The sequence below is a fragment of the Nitratiruptor sp. YY08-26 genome, from assembly GCF_016593215.1.
Classification (GTDB): Bacteria; Campylobacterota; Campylobacteria; order Campylobacterales; family Nitratiruptoraceae; genus Nitratiruptor; species Nitratiruptor tergarcus.
This window is the reverse complement of sequence record NZ_AP023063.1, coordinates 552,588-568,554: the sequence shown is the minus strand read 5'-3', so window position 1 is coordinate 568,554 and position 15,967 is coordinate 552,588. Positions and strand designations below refer to the sequence as shown.

Below are 15,967 nucleotides of genomic sequence, written 5' to 3'. Positions count from 1 at the left end.
TCTCTTTTGTACATTAAATAGATTTTATCTTAATCTTTGTTACAATTTTATAAATTTCTTTTTTAAGGATTAGCTATGAAAAAGGTTTTAGCAATCACAGCAGCAGCTTCAGTACTCTCTTTTGGCGCAGCATACAAACTCCCTGAACAGTCGGCTAGAAGTGTAGCCCTTTCTGGTGCGTATGTTGCTGGAGCAGATCATGCAGATGCAGCATATTTTAACCCAGCTAATATGAGTTTTATGCCAAATGATAGCTTTTTTGAATTTAGTCTTACTGGCATCTACTTGCCAAAAATCACTTTTACTGGCCAGGTCTACTCTCCGCAAACTAAACAGTTTGAGCCTGCAAATGCCAGAAGTAAAAAAGAGGGATTTTTAGTACCACATCTACATTGGGTAGGAAAAGAGTACAAGGGCCTACGCTTTGGTTTGAGTATCGTTACTCCTGGAGGACTTTCAAAAAGATGGACAACACAGCCTCAAATCTGGAGTGCAGAGGAGTTTACACTCCGCATAGCAGAAATCAACCCTTCAGTTTCATATAAAATTACAGATAAAGTTGCAATAGCTGCAGGAGTAAGGGCTCTTTATAGTGATGGAAAAGTACGTGTCCATTTTCCACACCTTTACAAAGAAGATCTCGATGGAGATACCGATTTTAAATGGGGATACAATTTAGCACTTGCCTATCGCATTGATCCCACATTTACCCTTGCAGCAACATACCGATCAAAAATTAGCTTGCAAGAGGTTGGATCTGCAAAAGGATATCTAGGCAAATATCTTCTTTCTAAAAATCCACAAGATCTTACAACGCTTATTCCCTACTTCACCAAAGCTAATGTTGCAGTGCCGCTTCCAGCAACACTCACTCTAGCAGCAGCACTTTGGATGAGTGAAAATACAAGAGTAGAGTTTACGTATGAGCGCACATACTGGAGCAAATATAAAAACCTCGATTTTAACTTTTACGATAATCAATTTGCAGAAGCGGTACTTGGACAACCAAAAGCAAAAAATTGGAAAGATACAAATACTTTTAGAGTGGGTATTACTCACAAAAACAGTCCAAAACTCACAACTATGTATGGTCTTGCATACGATGAAACACCAGTGCCAACAAATCGTGTAGGATTTGAACTTCCAGATGCAGATGCCATCATTCTCTCTCTTGGTGCACTCTATAACTATACACAAAATCTCTCTTTTGGTATTAGCTATCTCTATGACTATAAGGTAGAGCGCTCTATTTCGCCACTTGATCGTAATAATAACGGCATAGCTGGAAAATTTAGTGATGTGCGTGCACATCTACTCAATCTATCTCTTTGCTATAGGTATTGATAGATGTTTGATTACAAATACAACAGCTTTTACGAAGTTCTCAAAGAGCATGCCAAAAAAAGCCCCAAAGCTACTGCATACTATGTAGGGGATCGAAAAATTAGCTTTGAGCGTATGCTGCTCAAAGTAGACACGTTTGCAAGATTTCTAGAGTTAATTGGCGTTCATAGAGGCGATAAGGTAGCGCTCTATTTGGCAAACTCTATTGAATTTATTGTCGCACTCCTTGCTGCGCAAAAACTAGGAGCCATTCCCGTACCAGTGAATAATTTTTTAAAAGAAGAAGAGGTTGTATTTATACTTAATGATTCCGAAGCTAAAATACTCGTTGCCAGCGCAGATTTTTCAAAAGAGCTGCAAAATATTTTTAGCCGTACCGGAGTACAAAAAATTATATGGGAAGGTGAATACAATGGATTAGATGAGAATAATATCTCTTTTAATGAAATCTTATCCAATCTTGAATCTCATGAAAAGATTACACAAAGTGTTGATATCGACGATATTGCTGTTATTATCTATACATCTGGCACAACTGGCAAACCAAAAGGTGCAATGCTTAGTTACCGCAATATCTTTTCTAATATTTTAGGCATCGAGCAGCTTTTGCATATCAAACCAAAAGAGCGGTTTATCGTTTATCTACCTATGTTTCACTCTTTTACTCTTACCGTTACTATACTTATGCCTCTTTATTTTGGATCCCCTGTGGTTATTATTAGATCTATCATGCCTTTTTCTAATATCATCAAGCAGGTTTTACTCAAGCGTGTCTCAGTCTTTGTTGGCGTCCCTGATGTATACAATGCTCTATCCAAAGCAAAACTTCCATGGTATTTTCACTGGTTTAATAGTGTGAAATATTATGTAAGTGGAGCAGCAGCGCTGCCAGAAGATACGCTCAAACGTTTTCGCAAGCGCTTTAAAAAAGGTGTTTTGCTTGAAGGGTATGGCCTTAGTGAAGCAAGCCCCGTTGTTGCAGTGAATCTTCCTAATAAGCAAAAACCAAAATCAGTAGGCCCAGCAATTCCCGGTGTTACTGTGAAGATAGTCGACGAAGATATGGTAGAACTTCCGCTTGGAGAGATTGGTGAAATCATCGTCAAAGGTGATAATGTGATGCAAGGCTACTGGAAAAGGCCAGAAGCGACAGCTGAAACTATTGTCAACGGATGGCTAAGAACTGGGGATCTGGGATATATGGATGAAGATGGCTTTATCTTCATAGTAGATCGTAAAAAAGATCTCATTATCTCCAAAGGCATCAATATCTATCCAAGAGAGATCGAAGAGGTGCTCACTTCACATCCACTCGTCAAAGCTGCAGCTGTTATTGGAATCAAAGATGAAAAGAGTGGTGAAGTACCAGTAGCCTATATTGAGAGCGAAGATGGTGAGCAGATTAGTGAGAGCGAGATAAAAAAATATTTGCGTGAACATCTTGCCAACTATAAGATCCCAAAATCTATATTTATTGTCGATGAACTTCCAAAAAACGCAACGGGTAAAGTGCTCAAACGGGTACTCAAAGAAAGGCTCTCACAATGAAAATAGCGGTTGTTGGGGGTGGAGGTGTTGGCGGCTATATTGCCGCAAAACTGAGTGAACATTTTCAAGTGGATCTTCTTTCAAAATCGATGCAGCAACTCCATCTCATTGAAAATGGCAAACGACATACCTATCATCCCCATATTCTCGATAAACCAAAAGGGATATATGATATTATCTTTTTTGCTACAAAAAGCACTGTACTTCCACAAAGAGCTAAGGAGCTACAAAAACATATCCACACTCATACCATCATTGTACCCCTTCTCAATGGGATCGAGCCATATCACCAGTTAAAACAGCTCTTTCCTACTGCTAAAGTTCTTAAAGGAGCAATCTATATTATCGCAAACAAAGCAGCACCAGATACAATAGAACTCAAAGGTAAAGGAGCACTTGTAGTTACTGAGCAAAATGAGACTCTTGCACACATCTTTCAAACTGCTGGAATTAAATTTAAAATGCCTCAAGATATCGACAGAGCTATCTGGCAAAAGTACCTTTTCATTGCAGCAACTGCAGCTTTAACGACTCTTTATAATGCAACGTTTGGTGAAATTGCAAAAAACCATCTTGACGAATTTACAAGGCTTTTAAAAGAGATAAAAGATATAGCAAACAAAGAAGGGATTCCTCTTAGTGAAGAAGATATTGAGCGTTCAATAACGCTTTTACAAAAATCTCCAGCTGAAGCAAAAACTTCAATGCAACTCGATTTTGAAAAAGGAACCTCTAGTGAAGTTGATAATCTCATTGGATATCTTGCACAAAAGTCACCACTTTTTACACAGATTCATAATAGACTCTTAGAACAAAGAGGATGAATAGCTCTTTGCTATCTCTTCTGGCTTTACCTCAAGATCCTCTACAAGATTGTTTATCTTTTCAAACTCTCCTCGCTCCAGTTGTTGCACTATGCGTAACAGCAACCCATAAGGTGTCTCATGAGCCACAATCGCTTTGCGTATCTCTTCATCAAGGGATGGAAACTCTGCTAAAATCTCTTCCCTATTGTCTCCAAGCACTTCCATCAAAACTGATAACATCCCTATAAGGTATGCTTTATCGCTATCAAGTTCTAATATTGAAGCCATCTTATGCAAAAATGTAGCACGACTTACTGCCACAGCTACCCAAGGATTGGTATCAAAATCACCTCCTTCATGTGCAAAAAGCATGAGTAAAAGCCACTTTTTAAGATTTTTGATACCGAGGTAGGCAATCGCCTGACCAATAGAAGCAACTTCTTTTTGTAGATTAAAATAAGATGAATTTATGAGTTTTAAAATATTAAATGAGAGTTCTGGACTCATTTTAAGTTTTTCAACAATTTCTTCAAACTCATCCTCACTCATTGACCATATCTCTAATATCTCATTTTTTGATGGCATCACTATTTTTTGCCGAGCAATTTGTGGCCTCATAAAATAGTAACCCTGAAAAAAGTCAAAGCCTAGCTCCTTGAATCTATCATATTGCTCTTTTGTCTCTATTTTTTCTGCCAAAAGTTTAATACCATTTTTCTTTAGCCTCATTGCAATCGTCTCTAAAGCATTTTCATCTAAATCTTTATGAAGAGCATCGAATTTGACAATATCAAAAAGTGAAAAAAAGCTCTTGTATTTATCAAATTCATTCCAGTTTGCCACAAAATCATCAAGTGCAATCTGAAATCCGGCTTTTTTATGTTTTTCTAAAATCTGTACCACACGAGAAATTTCAACCTTTTCTAATACCTCTATAACAAAATATTCTTTGGGAAGAAACTCTATTGTACCACTTACTAAAAGTGTCTCATCCATATTGATAAATCCTAGCTTTCCATGCAGCACTGGCATAAAATTACTGGACAAAAAACCTGCCAAAACCAGACTTGTAGCACCTCTATCTGTTAATTGTTTTTTTTCGCCACGAAAAAGTAGTTCAAAGCCAAACAGTCTCTCTTCTCTATCTAAAATTGGTTGCCTCGCAAAAACCACCTCTTTAGACATTACCCCTCTATTCCGCAAAGTTTAAGAAGCGCCTCACTTTGAGGTTCTCTCCCTGCAAATGCCTTGAAACTCTCAAACGCTGGGCGACTTCCTCCTTTGCAAAGTATCTCTTGGAGATAACTTTCGGCAATCTCATCATTATAAATGCCATTATCCACAAACATAAAAAATGCATCAGCACTCAAAACTTCTGCCCATTTATAGCTATAATATCCTGCTGCATATCCTCCAGCAAAAATATGACCAAAACCCCATTGAAATTTATTATATGAAGGCGCTGGTACTACACTTACCTCTTTGCGAACTCCATCTAGTATTTGCTGTACATCCACTGGCCACCGCATGTGTACTTTCATATCAAAAAGACCAAATTCAAGCTGACGTACCATTGCCATAGCGCTTTGGAAATTTTTTGCATCTTTGAGGCGTTGAATCATCTCTTTTGAAAGAGGCTCACCAGTTTGATAATGCTTTGCAAAAAGACTTAGCACATCCTCTTCATAGGCAAAATTTTCTAAAAATTGGCTTGGAAACTCCACAGCATCCCACTCAACTCCTGCTATACCACTGACAGCTGGCTCTTTTACTTCACTTAAGAGATGGTGCAGTGCATGTCCCATCTCATGAAAAAGCGTTACAACATCATCTGGTCTTAGAAGACTTGGAGCAGTATCACTACTAGGAGCAAAATTTGCCACAATATAGGCAACAGGATAGACAATCTCTCCCTTTTCATCTCTATGATGCGTTACCCACTCATCCATCCATGCTCCGCTTCGCTTACCTTCTCTAGCTTCCAAATCCACATAAAGTCTTCCAACAAGCCTATGTGGCAAAGAGATCTCATAGCACTTCACACTCTCATGCCAAACAGGCGTATCAATCTCTTGAAATTGGAGTTTGAAAAGTCTATTTAAAAAAGTAAAAAGTCCACTAACAGTTGCATCTTTTTCAAAATAGGGTTTATACTTTTCATCATCTACATCCAATTTCGCAATTTTGAGTTTTTCGCTCCAGTAAGCAATATCATAGGGCTGTAATGCATATGTAGCGCCATTTTCTTTTGCAAACTGTTGCAGCTCTTCAAACTCTTTTTGTGCCTGAGGTTTGCTCTTTTGGGCAAGATCTTCTAAAAAGCTCACTACCTCTTCTGGATTTTGTGCCATCTTTGTCTTTAAACTTAGCTCGGCATAATTTTTAAACCCTAGTAGCTTTGCTTTTTTATGGCGCAATTCCAAAATAGCATTAATAAGTTTTTCATTTTCTGGCGCTCTCGTTACATAGGCTTTGTAGAGTTCCTCCCTCCGCTCGCGGCTTGGACCATAAGTCATATAAGCAATATAGCTTGGCTGCTTGAGAGTAAAGCGCCATCCGTTCTCCACTTTCGCTGCTTCTAGCTCACTTTGCGGCATTCCTTCAATCTCTTTAGGATCAGTAATAACCATCTCATACTCATCCGTAGCTTTGAGGAGGTTTTGGGCAAAACTGCTTGAGAGTTCACTCAATTTTATATTAATCTCTTTAAGCTCCTCTTGCTCTTTTTGAGGCAATGCTACACCACTCAGCTCAAACTCTATGAGCATATCTGTTACCACTTTTTTTTGCTCATTACTGAGATCTTGCAACTCAAAAATCTCTTTGAGAGCATCATACACCGCACCATTTTGCCCAAGTTCTGTATGATAACGGCTAAGCTCTGGCAGAAGCTCATCATAGATCTTTTGTGTTTTTGGCGAATTTTTGACGTAGTTCAGATGACTAATAGGACTAAAATAAAATCCAAGTTTCTCCTCCATAAGCTGCAAAGGTCTTACAAAGTTTTCATAGCTCTTTTTTGGAATTGTCAAAAGATTTGCAAGTTTTTCTCTATTTTCTTCAATTGTTTTTAACACAAGCTCTTTTTGCTCTTCAAGATTTTCTTCTGTAACTGTAAACTCTGGGAATTTAGGCATTAAGCCTCCTTGAAAATTTTTCTTTCATTGTATCGAAATTTCTCCTAAGAAATTTATATTTATTTTTAAATTTAGAGCCTATTTTATTTGTTTTAAAGTTTAAATTTTATTATAATTTGTCATTATTAATTAAAATAAGGATTTCCGATGAAAAAATTCACATTCCTAACATCACTTCTTCTGGCTTCCACTCTCTTTGGTGATATAGAAAATATAGTTAATCAAATAAACAAAAAAACTAACTACCCAATAGATGGATACTTCATCCATTACGGTCAAGGGCCATATGACTGGATATACAATCCAAGAGGATCCGATAGCGTTTTCAAATTAGAAGGGCTCGATCAAAATGGTAACTTCAAAAGGATTTCCGATGAAAAAATTCACATTCCTAACATCACTTCTTCTGGCTTCCACTCTCTTTGGTGATATAGAAAATATAGTTAATCAAATAAACAAAAAAACTAACTACCCAATAGATGGATACTTCATCCATTACGGTCAAGGGCCATATGACTGGATATACAATCCAAGAGGATCCGATAGCGTTTTCAAATTAGAAGGGCTCGATCAAAATGGTAACTTCAAATGGTTAAATCTTTCTCCATATTTCAGAGCATCCATCAGCAACAATACACTCCATCTTGATTCAACACGTCCACAATCTAATATACAAACTAATACTATTTTGCATATTAGTGCACCAAATCAGGAAATTTCTGTCAATCTTGCAAATATCAAGACAATAAAATGTGATGCCCTCTCTGCCGGTGATACATTTAAAATCAATGGTGTTACCTATAAAGTTGTAGACAATACAATGCTAAGAAATTTGGATCCAAAGAATGACGATTATGAGCATATTTGCACATCCAATGTGACGAATATGTATAATCTATTTTATAATGCAAGAAGCTTTAATCAGCCTATAGGAAAATGGGACACATCAAATGTGATGAATATGGGCAAGATGTTTTACCATGCTACAAGTTTCGATCAGCCCATAGGAGACTGGAATACATCCAATGTAAGAAATATGAGATTGATGTTTTTTTATGCTGAAAGTTTCAATCAGCCTATTAGGTATTGGGATACTTCTAATGTGACAAATATGTATGGGATGTTTGCAAGTGCTACAAACTTCAATCAGCCAATTGGAAAATGGGATACGTCAAATGTGACGAGCATGGGTAGTATGTTTTATAATGCTGTGAAATTTAATCAGCCAATTGGCAATTGGAATACATCCAATGTGACGAATATGAGTTATATGTTTGAATATGCCACAAGCTTCAACCAACCAATCGGTGGTTGGGACACATCCAATGTAACGGATATGTATGATATGTTTGGTAATGCCACTAGCTTCAATCAGCCAATTGGGAACTGGAATACATCTAATGTAACAGAGATGAGACGCATGTTTGATAATGCCATAAGCTTCAATCAAAACATCCACAACTGGTGCGTGAGAAGAATAAAGCAAAAACCAGCCAATTTTGATACAGGTGCAGCATTTGAAGGAAGAGATGATCTCCAGCCAGTATGGGGTACATGTCCCAACCAATAAGCCTTTAGGCTTATTGGAGGTTGTTTTTTTTTATTCAAAATCTACTTTGCATCTATACTCACTATCAAGCAAGAGATTCACTTTTTTCATCTTTTTATCAAATCCTCGGATTTTGACCTCGATTTGCCCTTTTTGCAGTAGCTCTTTTGCCTGCTTTTTGGTTAAAGCTTTTCCGCCAAATCGCTTAATAGCATCTTTGAAAATAGCAAATTCACATCCCTCTTCCCATCTGCTACATCCGTAACTTAGAGGATACTCCACTACATCTGCCCCGCACACTGGGCAACTCCCAAGTGATTCTACTGCAACTCCTGCTTCAAAGTCAACTTGCGCTAAATACTTCCCATCCTTTTGTATAAGCTCCACCCAAAAGAGACGCTCAATGCCACTACTCATTCTAAAAGAGAGTTGGGCTGAACCCTTCAATAGTGCTCGCATCTTTTTGGGAGTGATAGTTGGGTGTCCAAGATGAGACAGGGAGCTTTTGCCGATGCTAAAGTCACACCCTTTTACAAATCCAGCGCACCCATAAAAGCTTCCTCTATCTACAACAGCCTTACCGCACTTTGGACACTTTCCAACTTTAGATTGCATCAAGTTTTGCTCTTACTCTTTTGACAAACTCTGCCGTCGAAGGCAACTGCACATTACCTTCTCGCTGCTTCTTGCCCCAAAGAGGCTCTGGAAAGAAGCTGTCATTTTCAAATCTTGCCTGTATGTGCCAGTGGACTTGCGGCACATAGTTGCCAAAAGAGGCAATGTTAATCTTATCTGGTTTGAAATAATCTATCATCTCTTTTTCTATAATCTCCAAAGCTTTGTAGATTGCCTCTTTGGTCTTCTCATTACACTCGCTCATCTCTTTGCACTTTTGCTTTGCAAAGATTTTAAGCCATAGCACTTCACTAGGCTCGCTTTCAATAGTGATATACTCATTTTCATAAATCATCCAAACTCCTCTTTTCAACAATTTCTTCGCTTTTACTTTCTCCATAGGGAGCAAAAAGTTTTTAAAAATTAAATATAACATTTTTTCTTTTTAATATCTTTTTAAGTAATATCTATTACACTTTTTATTGTAACATGAACCCTAATTACAATCTTAGCTACAAAGGAAAAAAATGAGAAAAATATTGATACTTATATTAGCATCTCTTACACTTTTTGCCTCTATCAATTGGTATACAGATTTCAATAAAGCATACCAAGAATCACTTGCAACCAACAAACCTCTTTTTGTCTTTATTGAACGACTCAATCCCCCCTGTCAGTGGTGTCATAAAATGAAAACTACAACACTTAAAGATCCAAAAATCATCGATTTTATCAAGAAATATTTCATAGCTGTCAAACTTGATCGCGACACTAGCGACTATCCTGATGAACTCTATCCAAGATATGTACCAACAATTTACGTCATTCAAAAAGAAAAGGTTATTAAACGTATCATTGGCTACTGGTCCAAAGAGGATTTTTGGAGTGATTTAAAAGATATTGAGCGAACTTTGCATAAATGATTAAGAGGATCAGTTTTAAAAGTATAAAGCTCTTTACACTTGGTCTTTTTATTCTTTTTGTTACACTTTTTACTGCATTGATTGTATATGAAGAGTACAATGAATTTAAAAAGGAGATTGCTCTTTTTGAAAAAAATTTCATCAAAAAGCAAAAAGAGCTCGTCAAAAAAGAGACGCTTCGCGCCCTTCGCTATATATCTTACAAACATCATGAAGCTCCAAACAAACCCCTCGCACAACTCCAAAAGGAGATAATCGATGCTATAGAGTATATGAGAAACGAAAGAGATGGCACAGGATATATATTTATCTATACATTTGACGGAATAAATGTTGCAGATCCAATTTTAAAACAAAATAAAGGTAAAAATCTCATCAACTTTACTGATCCTACTGGGAAAAAAGTGATAAAAGAGCTTATTGAAGTCTCAAAAAAGCCTGATGGGGGATTTGTTCAGTACTACTGGAACAAACCAACCACAAATACTCTTGCTCCAAAGATAAGCTATGCAAAAGCATATAAACCATTTAATTGGATGGTAGGTTCCGGTGTATATCTTGATGAAATTGAAAAGATGATTCGCCAAAAAAAGCTAGCCTACCGAGACAAAATGGTAAAGTACATCATCAACATTCTCACACTCACTTTTATGCTCTTTTTTGCTACATTCGTAATTTTACGCTACACCTCCAATCTCATTGAGCGCTCTCTGCAAAAGATCAAGATACGAACACAGGATGCCGCTAACCATGGAACCTATATCTATGCCCAAGATCTTTTATTTAATGAATTTAAAGAGATAGCAGGCTATACCAATAAAATGATAAAAATCATCAAAGATAGAACAAAAAAGCTGCAAGAGCTCAATAGAACACTTGAACTCAAAGTCTTACAAAAGACACAAAAACTCAACCAGCAAAACGAAGAGCTTAAAAGAAGTAAAGAGTTTACAGAAAAGCTCCTTCACGATCAAGATCGTTTCTTAAAAACTGCCATTCATGAGATCAATACACCTTTAAGCATCATTCTTACAAATATCGATCTTTTAAAAATGGAAAACATCAAAAACCAAGAGCTTACCAATATTGAATCTGGTATCAAAATCATCCACAATATCTATAATGATCTGGCATATCTACTGAAAAAAGATAGAGTCGAATATAAAAAGGGCTTCATTGATGTCTCATCATTTTTAGAGCAACGAGTGGAGTTTTTTACTGAAGTTGCCAAAGGTAACCATTTGCGTCTGATTACCGAAATAGAGCCAAATATCACTCTTTTTATCAATGAGATAGAATTGCAACGCATCATAGACAATAATCTCTCCAATGCTATCAAATACTCCCATATCAATACAGCTATTACTATTAAACTCTATAAAAAAGATACAATAGTACTCGAGTTTTGGACTAAGTCAAAAAAAATAGAAGATAAAGAGGCTATCTTTAAGCAGTTTTACAGAGAAGATAGAGCCAAAGGTGGATTTGGACTAGGCTTAGCGCTTGTTAAAGAGATCTGCGATAAAAACGGTTGCACCATCGAAGTAGATGAAGTAGATAATGATGGAAAATACAATATATTTCGCTATATTTGGAAGAGACAATGAAAATACTTTTGATGGAAGATGAGATAATTTTGTGCGATTCGATAGAGCGCTACCTTGAAAAGATCGGCCACCAGGTCACAACTGCATATGATGGAGAGAAGGCATTCGAGCTCATACAACAAAACTCCTTTGATCTACTCATTCTTGATATCAACGTTCCCAATATCGATGGATTTACATTGATGGAGCTTTTGAAAGAACATAAGCGCTATACTCCAGTTATTTTCATCTCTTCTCTCACAGATATTGAAGATATTACAAAAGGTTTTGAACTTGGATGCAAGGACTACATCAAAAAGCCCTTTCATCTCAAAGAGTTGGAGCTTCGCATAGAAAAGCTTGCCATCCAAGATAAATCCCATGTCGTTCTTTCAAAAAGCTACAGCTACTCTTTTGAGCAAAAAACGCTCTTTTTCAATAATACCCCTGTAACCCTTACCAAAAGACAGCAGCAAATCATCGAACTCTTAGCAAAAAATAGAGGCATCGTGGTCAATTACGATATGTTTCGCGAATATGTATATACAGAGGAGTTTGTGGATAATCCCACAATTAGAGCAGAAATCAGTAGACTCAAAAAACAGCTCAAGGAAGATTTTATTATTAATGTACGAGGACTTGGATACAAAATAGATAAATAGTTTGAGATATTAGATATTCAATGACAAAAGCTTATGAACGATTTCTTATACTCCATTAACAAATTACATAAAACTTGCAAATCCTTGTGTTTTCAATTTATAAAGCATTTCTAATAATTTTTGGACTGTATGTTTATAACGAATTTCTTTTATTTGCGGGATTCCTTCTTTGATTTTTTCTTCAGGACTCTCGATTTCGAATTGTTTTAATAAACTAATAATTGGTTTTTCTAACTTTTGCCTAGTTCCATGGAATTTTGGCAGCACTTTCATTTTTACAGCTAAATCAAAAGCTTCCTCTGGGTTATCAAATTTAAATTGTGAATTTTGAGAGTTATATAAAAACATTATAATTTCATCAAAGACACGATATCCAAAGTGAAGGTTATATTTCCCCAAAGTATAATTAATTTTTTCTAGAATTTCTAAATATTTTTTATTTTCTTCTCTTTCCAAAAACTCTCTTATCTTTTGCTTGTCAACAACAGCAAATTCGCCATTATTTATAAAATCTTCTTTGAGATTTCCGATTGTAACTGAGTTTTTATTATCAAAATTTTCTTTTAAAAATTCTAAATAATCCTCAAAACTTCCAACGTCAAACTCTATTGTAAATGCTCTATCTAAAACTTTTGGAGAAAACATGTGGGTAGTTTCATCAATATTTACAGTTCCAACGAAATAAAGGTTTGGTGGTAAAAACAACTCTTTTGGAGTGTCATTTATATCTTCATTATGAAGCTTTATACTTTGAGATGTAAAGTTATAGTTTTCTTCATTTAAAGAGGAAGTATTTTTTCCCAAAGTAACTAAAAATTTTTGAAAACTATGATTTCTCTGCGTTTCATCTTCATTATCAAATCTTTTAACTTCTAATACTGACAAAAAGTCTGCAAAATAATACTCAACTCTTGCCAAATTCATCTCATCAAATAATACAAAAAAAGGGTCTGCATTTTTACCTTTTTCTAAATAATTCTTCGAAGCTTCTACAATAAAATCTAATAAATGCGTAGAATGGTATTGATTTTTTAGTGGGTTATAAAATCCGAGTAGTGATTTTGTATCTTTAAAATCAGGGCGAATGGGGAAGAATAAATTATTTTCTGCATTTGGAAAACAGTTCACAAACTCTTCGAATATTTTTGTTTTTCCTGTTCCAGAAAGCCCTGCAAGTATTACAAAACCTTTTGTTTTCAAAGAGTTATAAAAAGAGTTTTTAATATAAGGGTCAAGCTTTAGATTTGAATTTTCAAAGCAATTTATTTCATTTGTTGGTGAAGGTGGTTTTGATGAAAACGTAGCAATGTATGATTTTATTATTTCATCTAAATTATTCAACACATCTTCTAATTGTTCTTCTTTTAATTTACCATCTTCTAATTTATAACATTTTTTCAAATAAGAATTAGGATATTTTTCTTTTATTTTTGATAAATTGCATTCACAAGTTGTTTCTTTGATTTGTTTATAATTATTAATTATTTCATCTGGCCACTTTATTTCTGAATTTTCTGTTTCAGATACGCCATAAGCTAAAACTAAGCAATCTTTTCTATTAAATAAAATTACGGGATATATTCCTTTCGATACTGTCTGATTAAATCTTAAGAATGCCATCCAAGATATATCAGCTTGTTGTCCTTGTCCAAAACTAACTTTAGTTTCTAATCCTTCATAATAGGTTTTATAATTTTTGGTTCCTAAAATATTTTTTTCAATAGATTCTTTTATAAATTTTTTTATTAATTGTTTCATATTATTTTTTGAAAAGAGAGGTTCATAAATATATAAAAAACTACCTACTAATCTATTTGTACTAACAGGTTGGTTACAAAAACTTATTAAATCATCTATTGATATTTCATTTTCTAATTTTTCGATTTTATCAATTAAGAACCAAGTTTTAAAGATTTCACTTCTTTTTCCAGATAATCTTTTTTTCTTTGCCCACGTTTTATTTAATAAATATTTCTCCCATTCTTGTGGACATTCTATTCCTTCATCACCTTCTTTTGTTTTAAAATCTATAACTCTATATCTTGCTTTTAAACTTTTATCTTGATATAAATAAAACCAAAAAGGCTTTTCTTTCTCATAATCCTCTTTACAATGTTTTATTGGATAACTCCACCAAAGAGATATTTTTTTATTTTTATTTAAAAATTCATCGATTTCTTTTATCATTTCATTAATGGATAGTTCTTTTTCAACAGCTCCACCTAATGCAATTCTGCTCATATTCTATCCTTCAGCTTATTATTTCATCTCTAACTTTAAATCTAAATACCCAATACCTTCTAATTTTTCTTTATTTTCTTTTATAAATTCAAAAAAAGAATTTATTAGTTTTTTATCTTTGTTTACTTTCCAAAATTTTCCTTCTTTGTTCTTTTTTCCTAAACAAACAGCAATAGCAAACTGTGCTTTTATTCCATCTTTATAATAATGCATATTTTGTAAAATATCTTTTTTATTATCTTTAAAAAATCTAAATTTAGCATCAAAAATACATCTATGTTCTTTATACTCTATATAGATATCCGGTCTAAATTTAAGATTCGAATAACTCCATTTGGTTGGTTGATATTGCAAAATTAATCCATTATTAAACTTAAATTTTGCATACTCATAAATAGTTCCTTGTTCTATCTTTTCTTCAAAATTGATTTCAACTTCATAACCTCCAAAATTGTCTTTAAATTCTTTTAAGATCGTAGTTAAAACATAATACTCCCATAAAGTTGCCATATCTTTTAAAGAAAATGCCATGTCTAAATCTTCAAAGATTTTTGAAACAAATGATAAATGCAATAATCTATAAATCTGGAAAACTTCTCTGTATCCTGATCTTTTCATTAACACCTGTGAATTTGAAGGAAAATAGTTCAGCTCTCCAACATCTGAAAATATATCTGATAGAAGTGCATATTCTATGTCGTTTTTTAGTTCTCGTAGTTCTGATAAAAACATAAACTCCTTTAAATCTGTGGATAACACAAACTCTAATTCTTTTAAAAAGTGTTTAATAAATCTATTTTCTATTGTGTCAAAAGTTTCTTCTGTTTCATATTGTAAAACCGTAGTTGGAGAATAATTTCTGCTTTCATATTCAATTATTCCGTTTTCAGTTTCGTATAATCTTTCTGGACTTTGAGCTATATTGACAATTACATCCGGATCTATACAGCTTACTTCATTTAGATTTTTATAAGTTTCATATTCAAATAATTTTCTGTGTGGATTCGACAAAATCAAATGTAAAGAACTAATTAACTCTTCTTTCTTTTCCAAAAGTAAAAGCAGTTTGAAAATTTTGCTTTCATTCGGATGACTTTCTTCTACTGAAAAATGAGATAAGCTTAATGTATAAAATAAGTTTTCTTTAGAAAGCTCTTTTAGGATGTATTTCAAGAATTTTTCAAACTGTTTATAATATTTATCTTCGAAATTAGGTACAGGTTCTTTAGTCTCATCTATTAATCCAAAATGCTCAATTAATTTTTCTGGGATAATAAGATATTTTTCACCATTTACTTCAAAAATCCCTGTGAAATTTTTAAAAGTTATAAAATTTCTATAGATTTTAATCTGCTCTTTTTGTTGCAAGAAATTTAATTTATCTTTTATTTCAATTTCTTCTTTTTTTATTTCAAGTTGTTTTTCTGCAAAATGAATTTTCATATCGTTAAATTAGTCTTTAAGTGTAAACAATATTTCTGGTTCAAAGTGATACCTCCTTACGCAAATTTTATTTCTTACTTTGTGAAGTCCTATTTCTATTATAATATTAGAAA

At 34.3% G+C, this 15,967-nt stretch carries 14 protein-coding genes; 8 read left to right on the top strand and 6 right to left on the bottom strand.

Annotated elements, in window-relative coordinates:
- Window positions 1-75 precede the first annotated feature (75 nt).
- Genes JG738_RS03245 through JG738_RS03235 form a run of 3 tightly spaced genes read left to right on the top strand, consistent with a single transcriptional unit; the run spans window position 76 to window position 3,716 of the window.
- The gene (locus JG738_RS03245) at window positions 76-1,344 is read left to right on the top strand and encodes an OmpP1/FadL family transporter (RefSeq protein ID WP_201338347.1); all 1,269 of its coding nucleotides are present in this window, start codon (window positions 76-78) and stop codon (window positions 1,342-1,344) included.
- 3 nt (window positions 1,345-1,347) lie between these two features.
- A complete protein-coding gene (locus JG738_RS03240; protein WP_201338346.1) occupies window positions 1,348-2,892 on the top strand; it encodes a fatty acid--CoA ligase in 1,545 nt (514 codons plus the stop codon).
- A complete protein-coding gene (locus JG738_RS03235) occupies window positions 2,889-3,716 on the top strand; it encodes a ketopantoate reductase family protein (protein ID WP_201338345.1) in 828 nt (275 codons plus the stop codon). The genes JG738_RS03240 and JG738_RS03235 overlap by 4 nt, the downstream gene beginning before the upstream one ends.
- Here the strand turns inward: JG738_RS03235 and JG738_RS03230 are convergent.
- Both JG738_RS03230 and JG738_RS03225 read right to left on the bottom strand, forming a co-directional pair.
- Entirely contained in the window at window positions 3,699-4,883 is a 1,185-nt protein-coding gene (locus JG738_RS03230; RefSeq protein WP_201338344.1) for an EAL and HDOD domain-containing protein, read from the bottom strand. The two genes, JG738_RS03235 and JG738_RS03230, sit on opposite strands and share 18 nt — an antisense overlap.
- On the bottom strand, window positions 4,883-6,835 hold the full coding sequence (locus JG738_RS03225; RefSeq protein ID WP_201338343.1) for a M3 family metallopeptidase: 1,953 nt from the start codon (window positions 6,833-6,835) through the stop codon (window positions 4,883-4,885). The genes JG738_RS03230 and JG738_RS03225 overlap by 1 nt, the downstream gene beginning before the upstream one ends.
- Before the next feature lie 147 nt (window positions 6,836-6,982).
- Here JG738_RS03225 and JG738_RS03220 point away from each other — a divergent pair, with 147 nt between their 5' ends.
- Window positions 6,983-7,264, top strand: coding sequence for a hypothetical protein (locus tag JG738_RS03220; protein ID WP_201338342.1), 282 nt, complete (start codon window positions 6,983-6,985; stop codon window positions 7,262-7,264).
- Complete coding sequence (locus JG738_RS03215) at window positions 7,209-8,405, top strand: BspA family leucine-rich repeat surface protein (RefSeq protein ID WP_201338341.1); 1,197 nt, start codon at window positions 7,209-7,211, stop codon at window positions 8,403-8,405. Before JG738_RS03220 ends, JG738_RS03215 begins: the two co-directional genes overlap by 56 nt.
- Before the next feature lie 30 nt (window positions 8,406-8,435).
- Here JG738_RS03215 and JG738_RS03210 read toward each other — a convergent pair whose 3' ends face one another.
- Together JG738_RS03210 and JG738_RS03205 are read right to left on the bottom strand one after the other, a co-directional pair.
- Window positions 8,436-8,999, bottom strand: a complete 564-nt coding sequence (locus tag JG738_RS03210) for a hypothetical protein (RefSeq protein ID WP_201338340.1) — start codon at window positions 8,997-8,999, stop codon at window positions 8,436-8,438.
- A complete protein-coding gene (locus JG738_RS03205; RefSeq protein ID WP_236593252.1) occupies window positions 8,989-9,354 on the bottom strand; it encodes an HIT family protein in 366 nt (121 codons plus the stop codon). The genes JG738_RS03210 and JG738_RS03205 overlap by 11 nt, the downstream gene beginning before the upstream one ends.
- A gap of 172 nt (window positions 9,355-9,526) precedes the next feature.
- Here JG738_RS03205 and JG738_RS03200 point away from each other — a divergent pair, with 172 nt between their 5' ends.
- The 3 genes from JG738_RS03200 to JG738_RS03190 are packed head-to-tail and all read left to right on the top strand — an operon-like array spanning window position 9,527 to window position 12,170.
- Window positions 9,527-9,922 carry a DUF255 domain-containing protein gene (locus tag JG738_RS03200; protein WP_201338339.1) on the top strand — a complete coding sequence of 132 codons (396 nt, stop codon included), beginning with the start codon at window positions 9,527-9,529 and terminating at the stop codon, window positions 9,920-9,922.
- Window positions 9,919-11,529: a cache domain-containing protein gene (locus tag JG738_RS03195; RefSeq protein WP_201338338.1), complete on the top strand. Its 1,611-nt coding sequence runs from the start codon at window positions 9,919-9,921 to the stop codon at window positions 11,527-11,529. Before JG738_RS03200 ends, JG738_RS03195 begins: the two co-directional genes overlap by 4 nt.
- Entirely contained in the window at window positions 11,526-12,170 is a 645-nt protein-coding gene (locus JG738_RS03190) for a response regulator transcription factor (protein WP_201338337.1), read from the top strand. The genes JG738_RS03195 and JG738_RS03190 overlap by 4 nt, the downstream gene beginning before the upstream one ends.
- A 63-nt stretch (window positions 12,171-12,233) precedes the next feature.
- On the opposite strand, the gene JG738_RS03185 is transcribed toward JG738_RS03190, so the two are convergent.
- Together JG738_RS03185 and JG738_RS03180 are read right to left on the bottom strand one after the other, a co-directional pair.
- Complete coding sequence (locus JG738_RS03185; RefSeq protein WP_201338336.1) at window positions 12,234-14,411, bottom strand: MrcB family domain-containing protein; 2,178 nt, start codon at window positions 14,409-14,411, stop codon at window positions 12,234-12,236.
- Between the two features lie 18 nt (window positions 14,412-14,429).
- The gene (locus tag JG738_RS03180; RefSeq protein WP_201338335.1) at window positions 14,430-15,854 is read right to left on the bottom strand and encodes a DUF2357 domain-containing protein; all 1,425 of its coding nucleotides are present in this window, start codon (window positions 15,852-15,854) and stop codon (window positions 14,430-14,432) included.
- Between the last annotated feature and the right edge of the window lie 113 nt (window positions 15,855-15,967).

What these genes read in the sequence shown, in the direction of transcription:
- JG738_RS03200 (WP_201338339.1), top strand. Translation starts at nt 9,527, where the DNA reads ATGAGAAAAATATTGATACTTATATTAGCATCTCTTACACTTTTTGCC.
- JG738_RS03225 (WP_201338343.1), bottom strand. Translation starts at nt 6,835, where the DNA reads ATGCCTAAATTCCCAGAGTTTACAGTTACAGAAGAAAATCTTGAAGAG.
- JG738_RS03230 (WP_201338344.1), bottom strand. Translation starts at nt 4,883, where the DNA reads ATGTCTAAAGAGGTGGTTTTTGCGAGGCAACCAATTTTAGATAGAGAA.
- JG738_RS03215 (WP_201338341.1), top strand. Translation starts at nt 7,209, where the DNA reads ATGAAAAAATTCACATTCCTAACATCACTTCTTCTGGCTTCCACTCTC.
- JG738_RS03210 (WP_201338340.1), bottom strand. Translation starts at nt 8,999, where the DNA reads ATGCAATCTAAAGTTGGAAAGTGTCCAAAGTGCGGTAAGGCTGTTGTA.
- JG738_RS03245 (WP_201338347.1), top strand. Translation starts at nt 76, where the DNA reads ATGAAAAAGGTTTTAGCAATCACAGCAGCAGCTTCAGTACTCTCTTTT.
- JG738_RS03235 (WP_201338345.1), top strand. Translation starts at nt 2,889, where the DNA reads ATGAAAATAGCGGTTGTTGGGGGTGGAGGTGTTGGCGGCTATATTGCC.
- JG738_RS03185 (WP_201338336.1), bottom strand. Translation starts at nt 14,411, where the DNA reads ATGAGCAGAATTGCATTAGGTGGAGCTGTTGAAAAAGAACTATCCATT.
- JG738_RS03195 (WP_201338338.1), top strand. Translation starts at nt 9,919, where the DNA reads ATGATTAAGAGGATCAGTTTTAAAAGTATAAAGCTCTTTACACTTGGT.
- JG738_RS03240 (WP_201338346.1), top strand. Translation starts at nt 1,348, where the DNA reads ATGTTTGATTACAAATACAACAGCTTTTACGAAGTTCTCAAAGAGCAT.
- JG738_RS03180 (WP_201338335.1), bottom strand. Translation starts at nt 15,854, where the DNA reads ATGAAAATTCATTTTGCAGAAAAACAACTTGAAATAAAAAAAGAAGAA.
- JG738_RS03220 (WP_201338342.1), top strand. Translation starts at nt 6,983, where the DNA reads ATGAAAAAATTCACATTCCTAACATCACTTCTTCTGGCTTCCACTCTC.
- JG738_RS03190 (WP_201338337.1), top strand. Translation starts at nt 11,526, where the DNA reads ATGAAAATACTTTTGATGGAAGATGAGATAATTTTGTGCGATTCGATA.
- JG738_RS03205 (WP_236593252.1), bottom strand. Translation starts at nt 9,354, where the DNA reads ATGATTTATGAAAATGAGTATATCACTATTGAAAGCGAGCCTAGTGAA.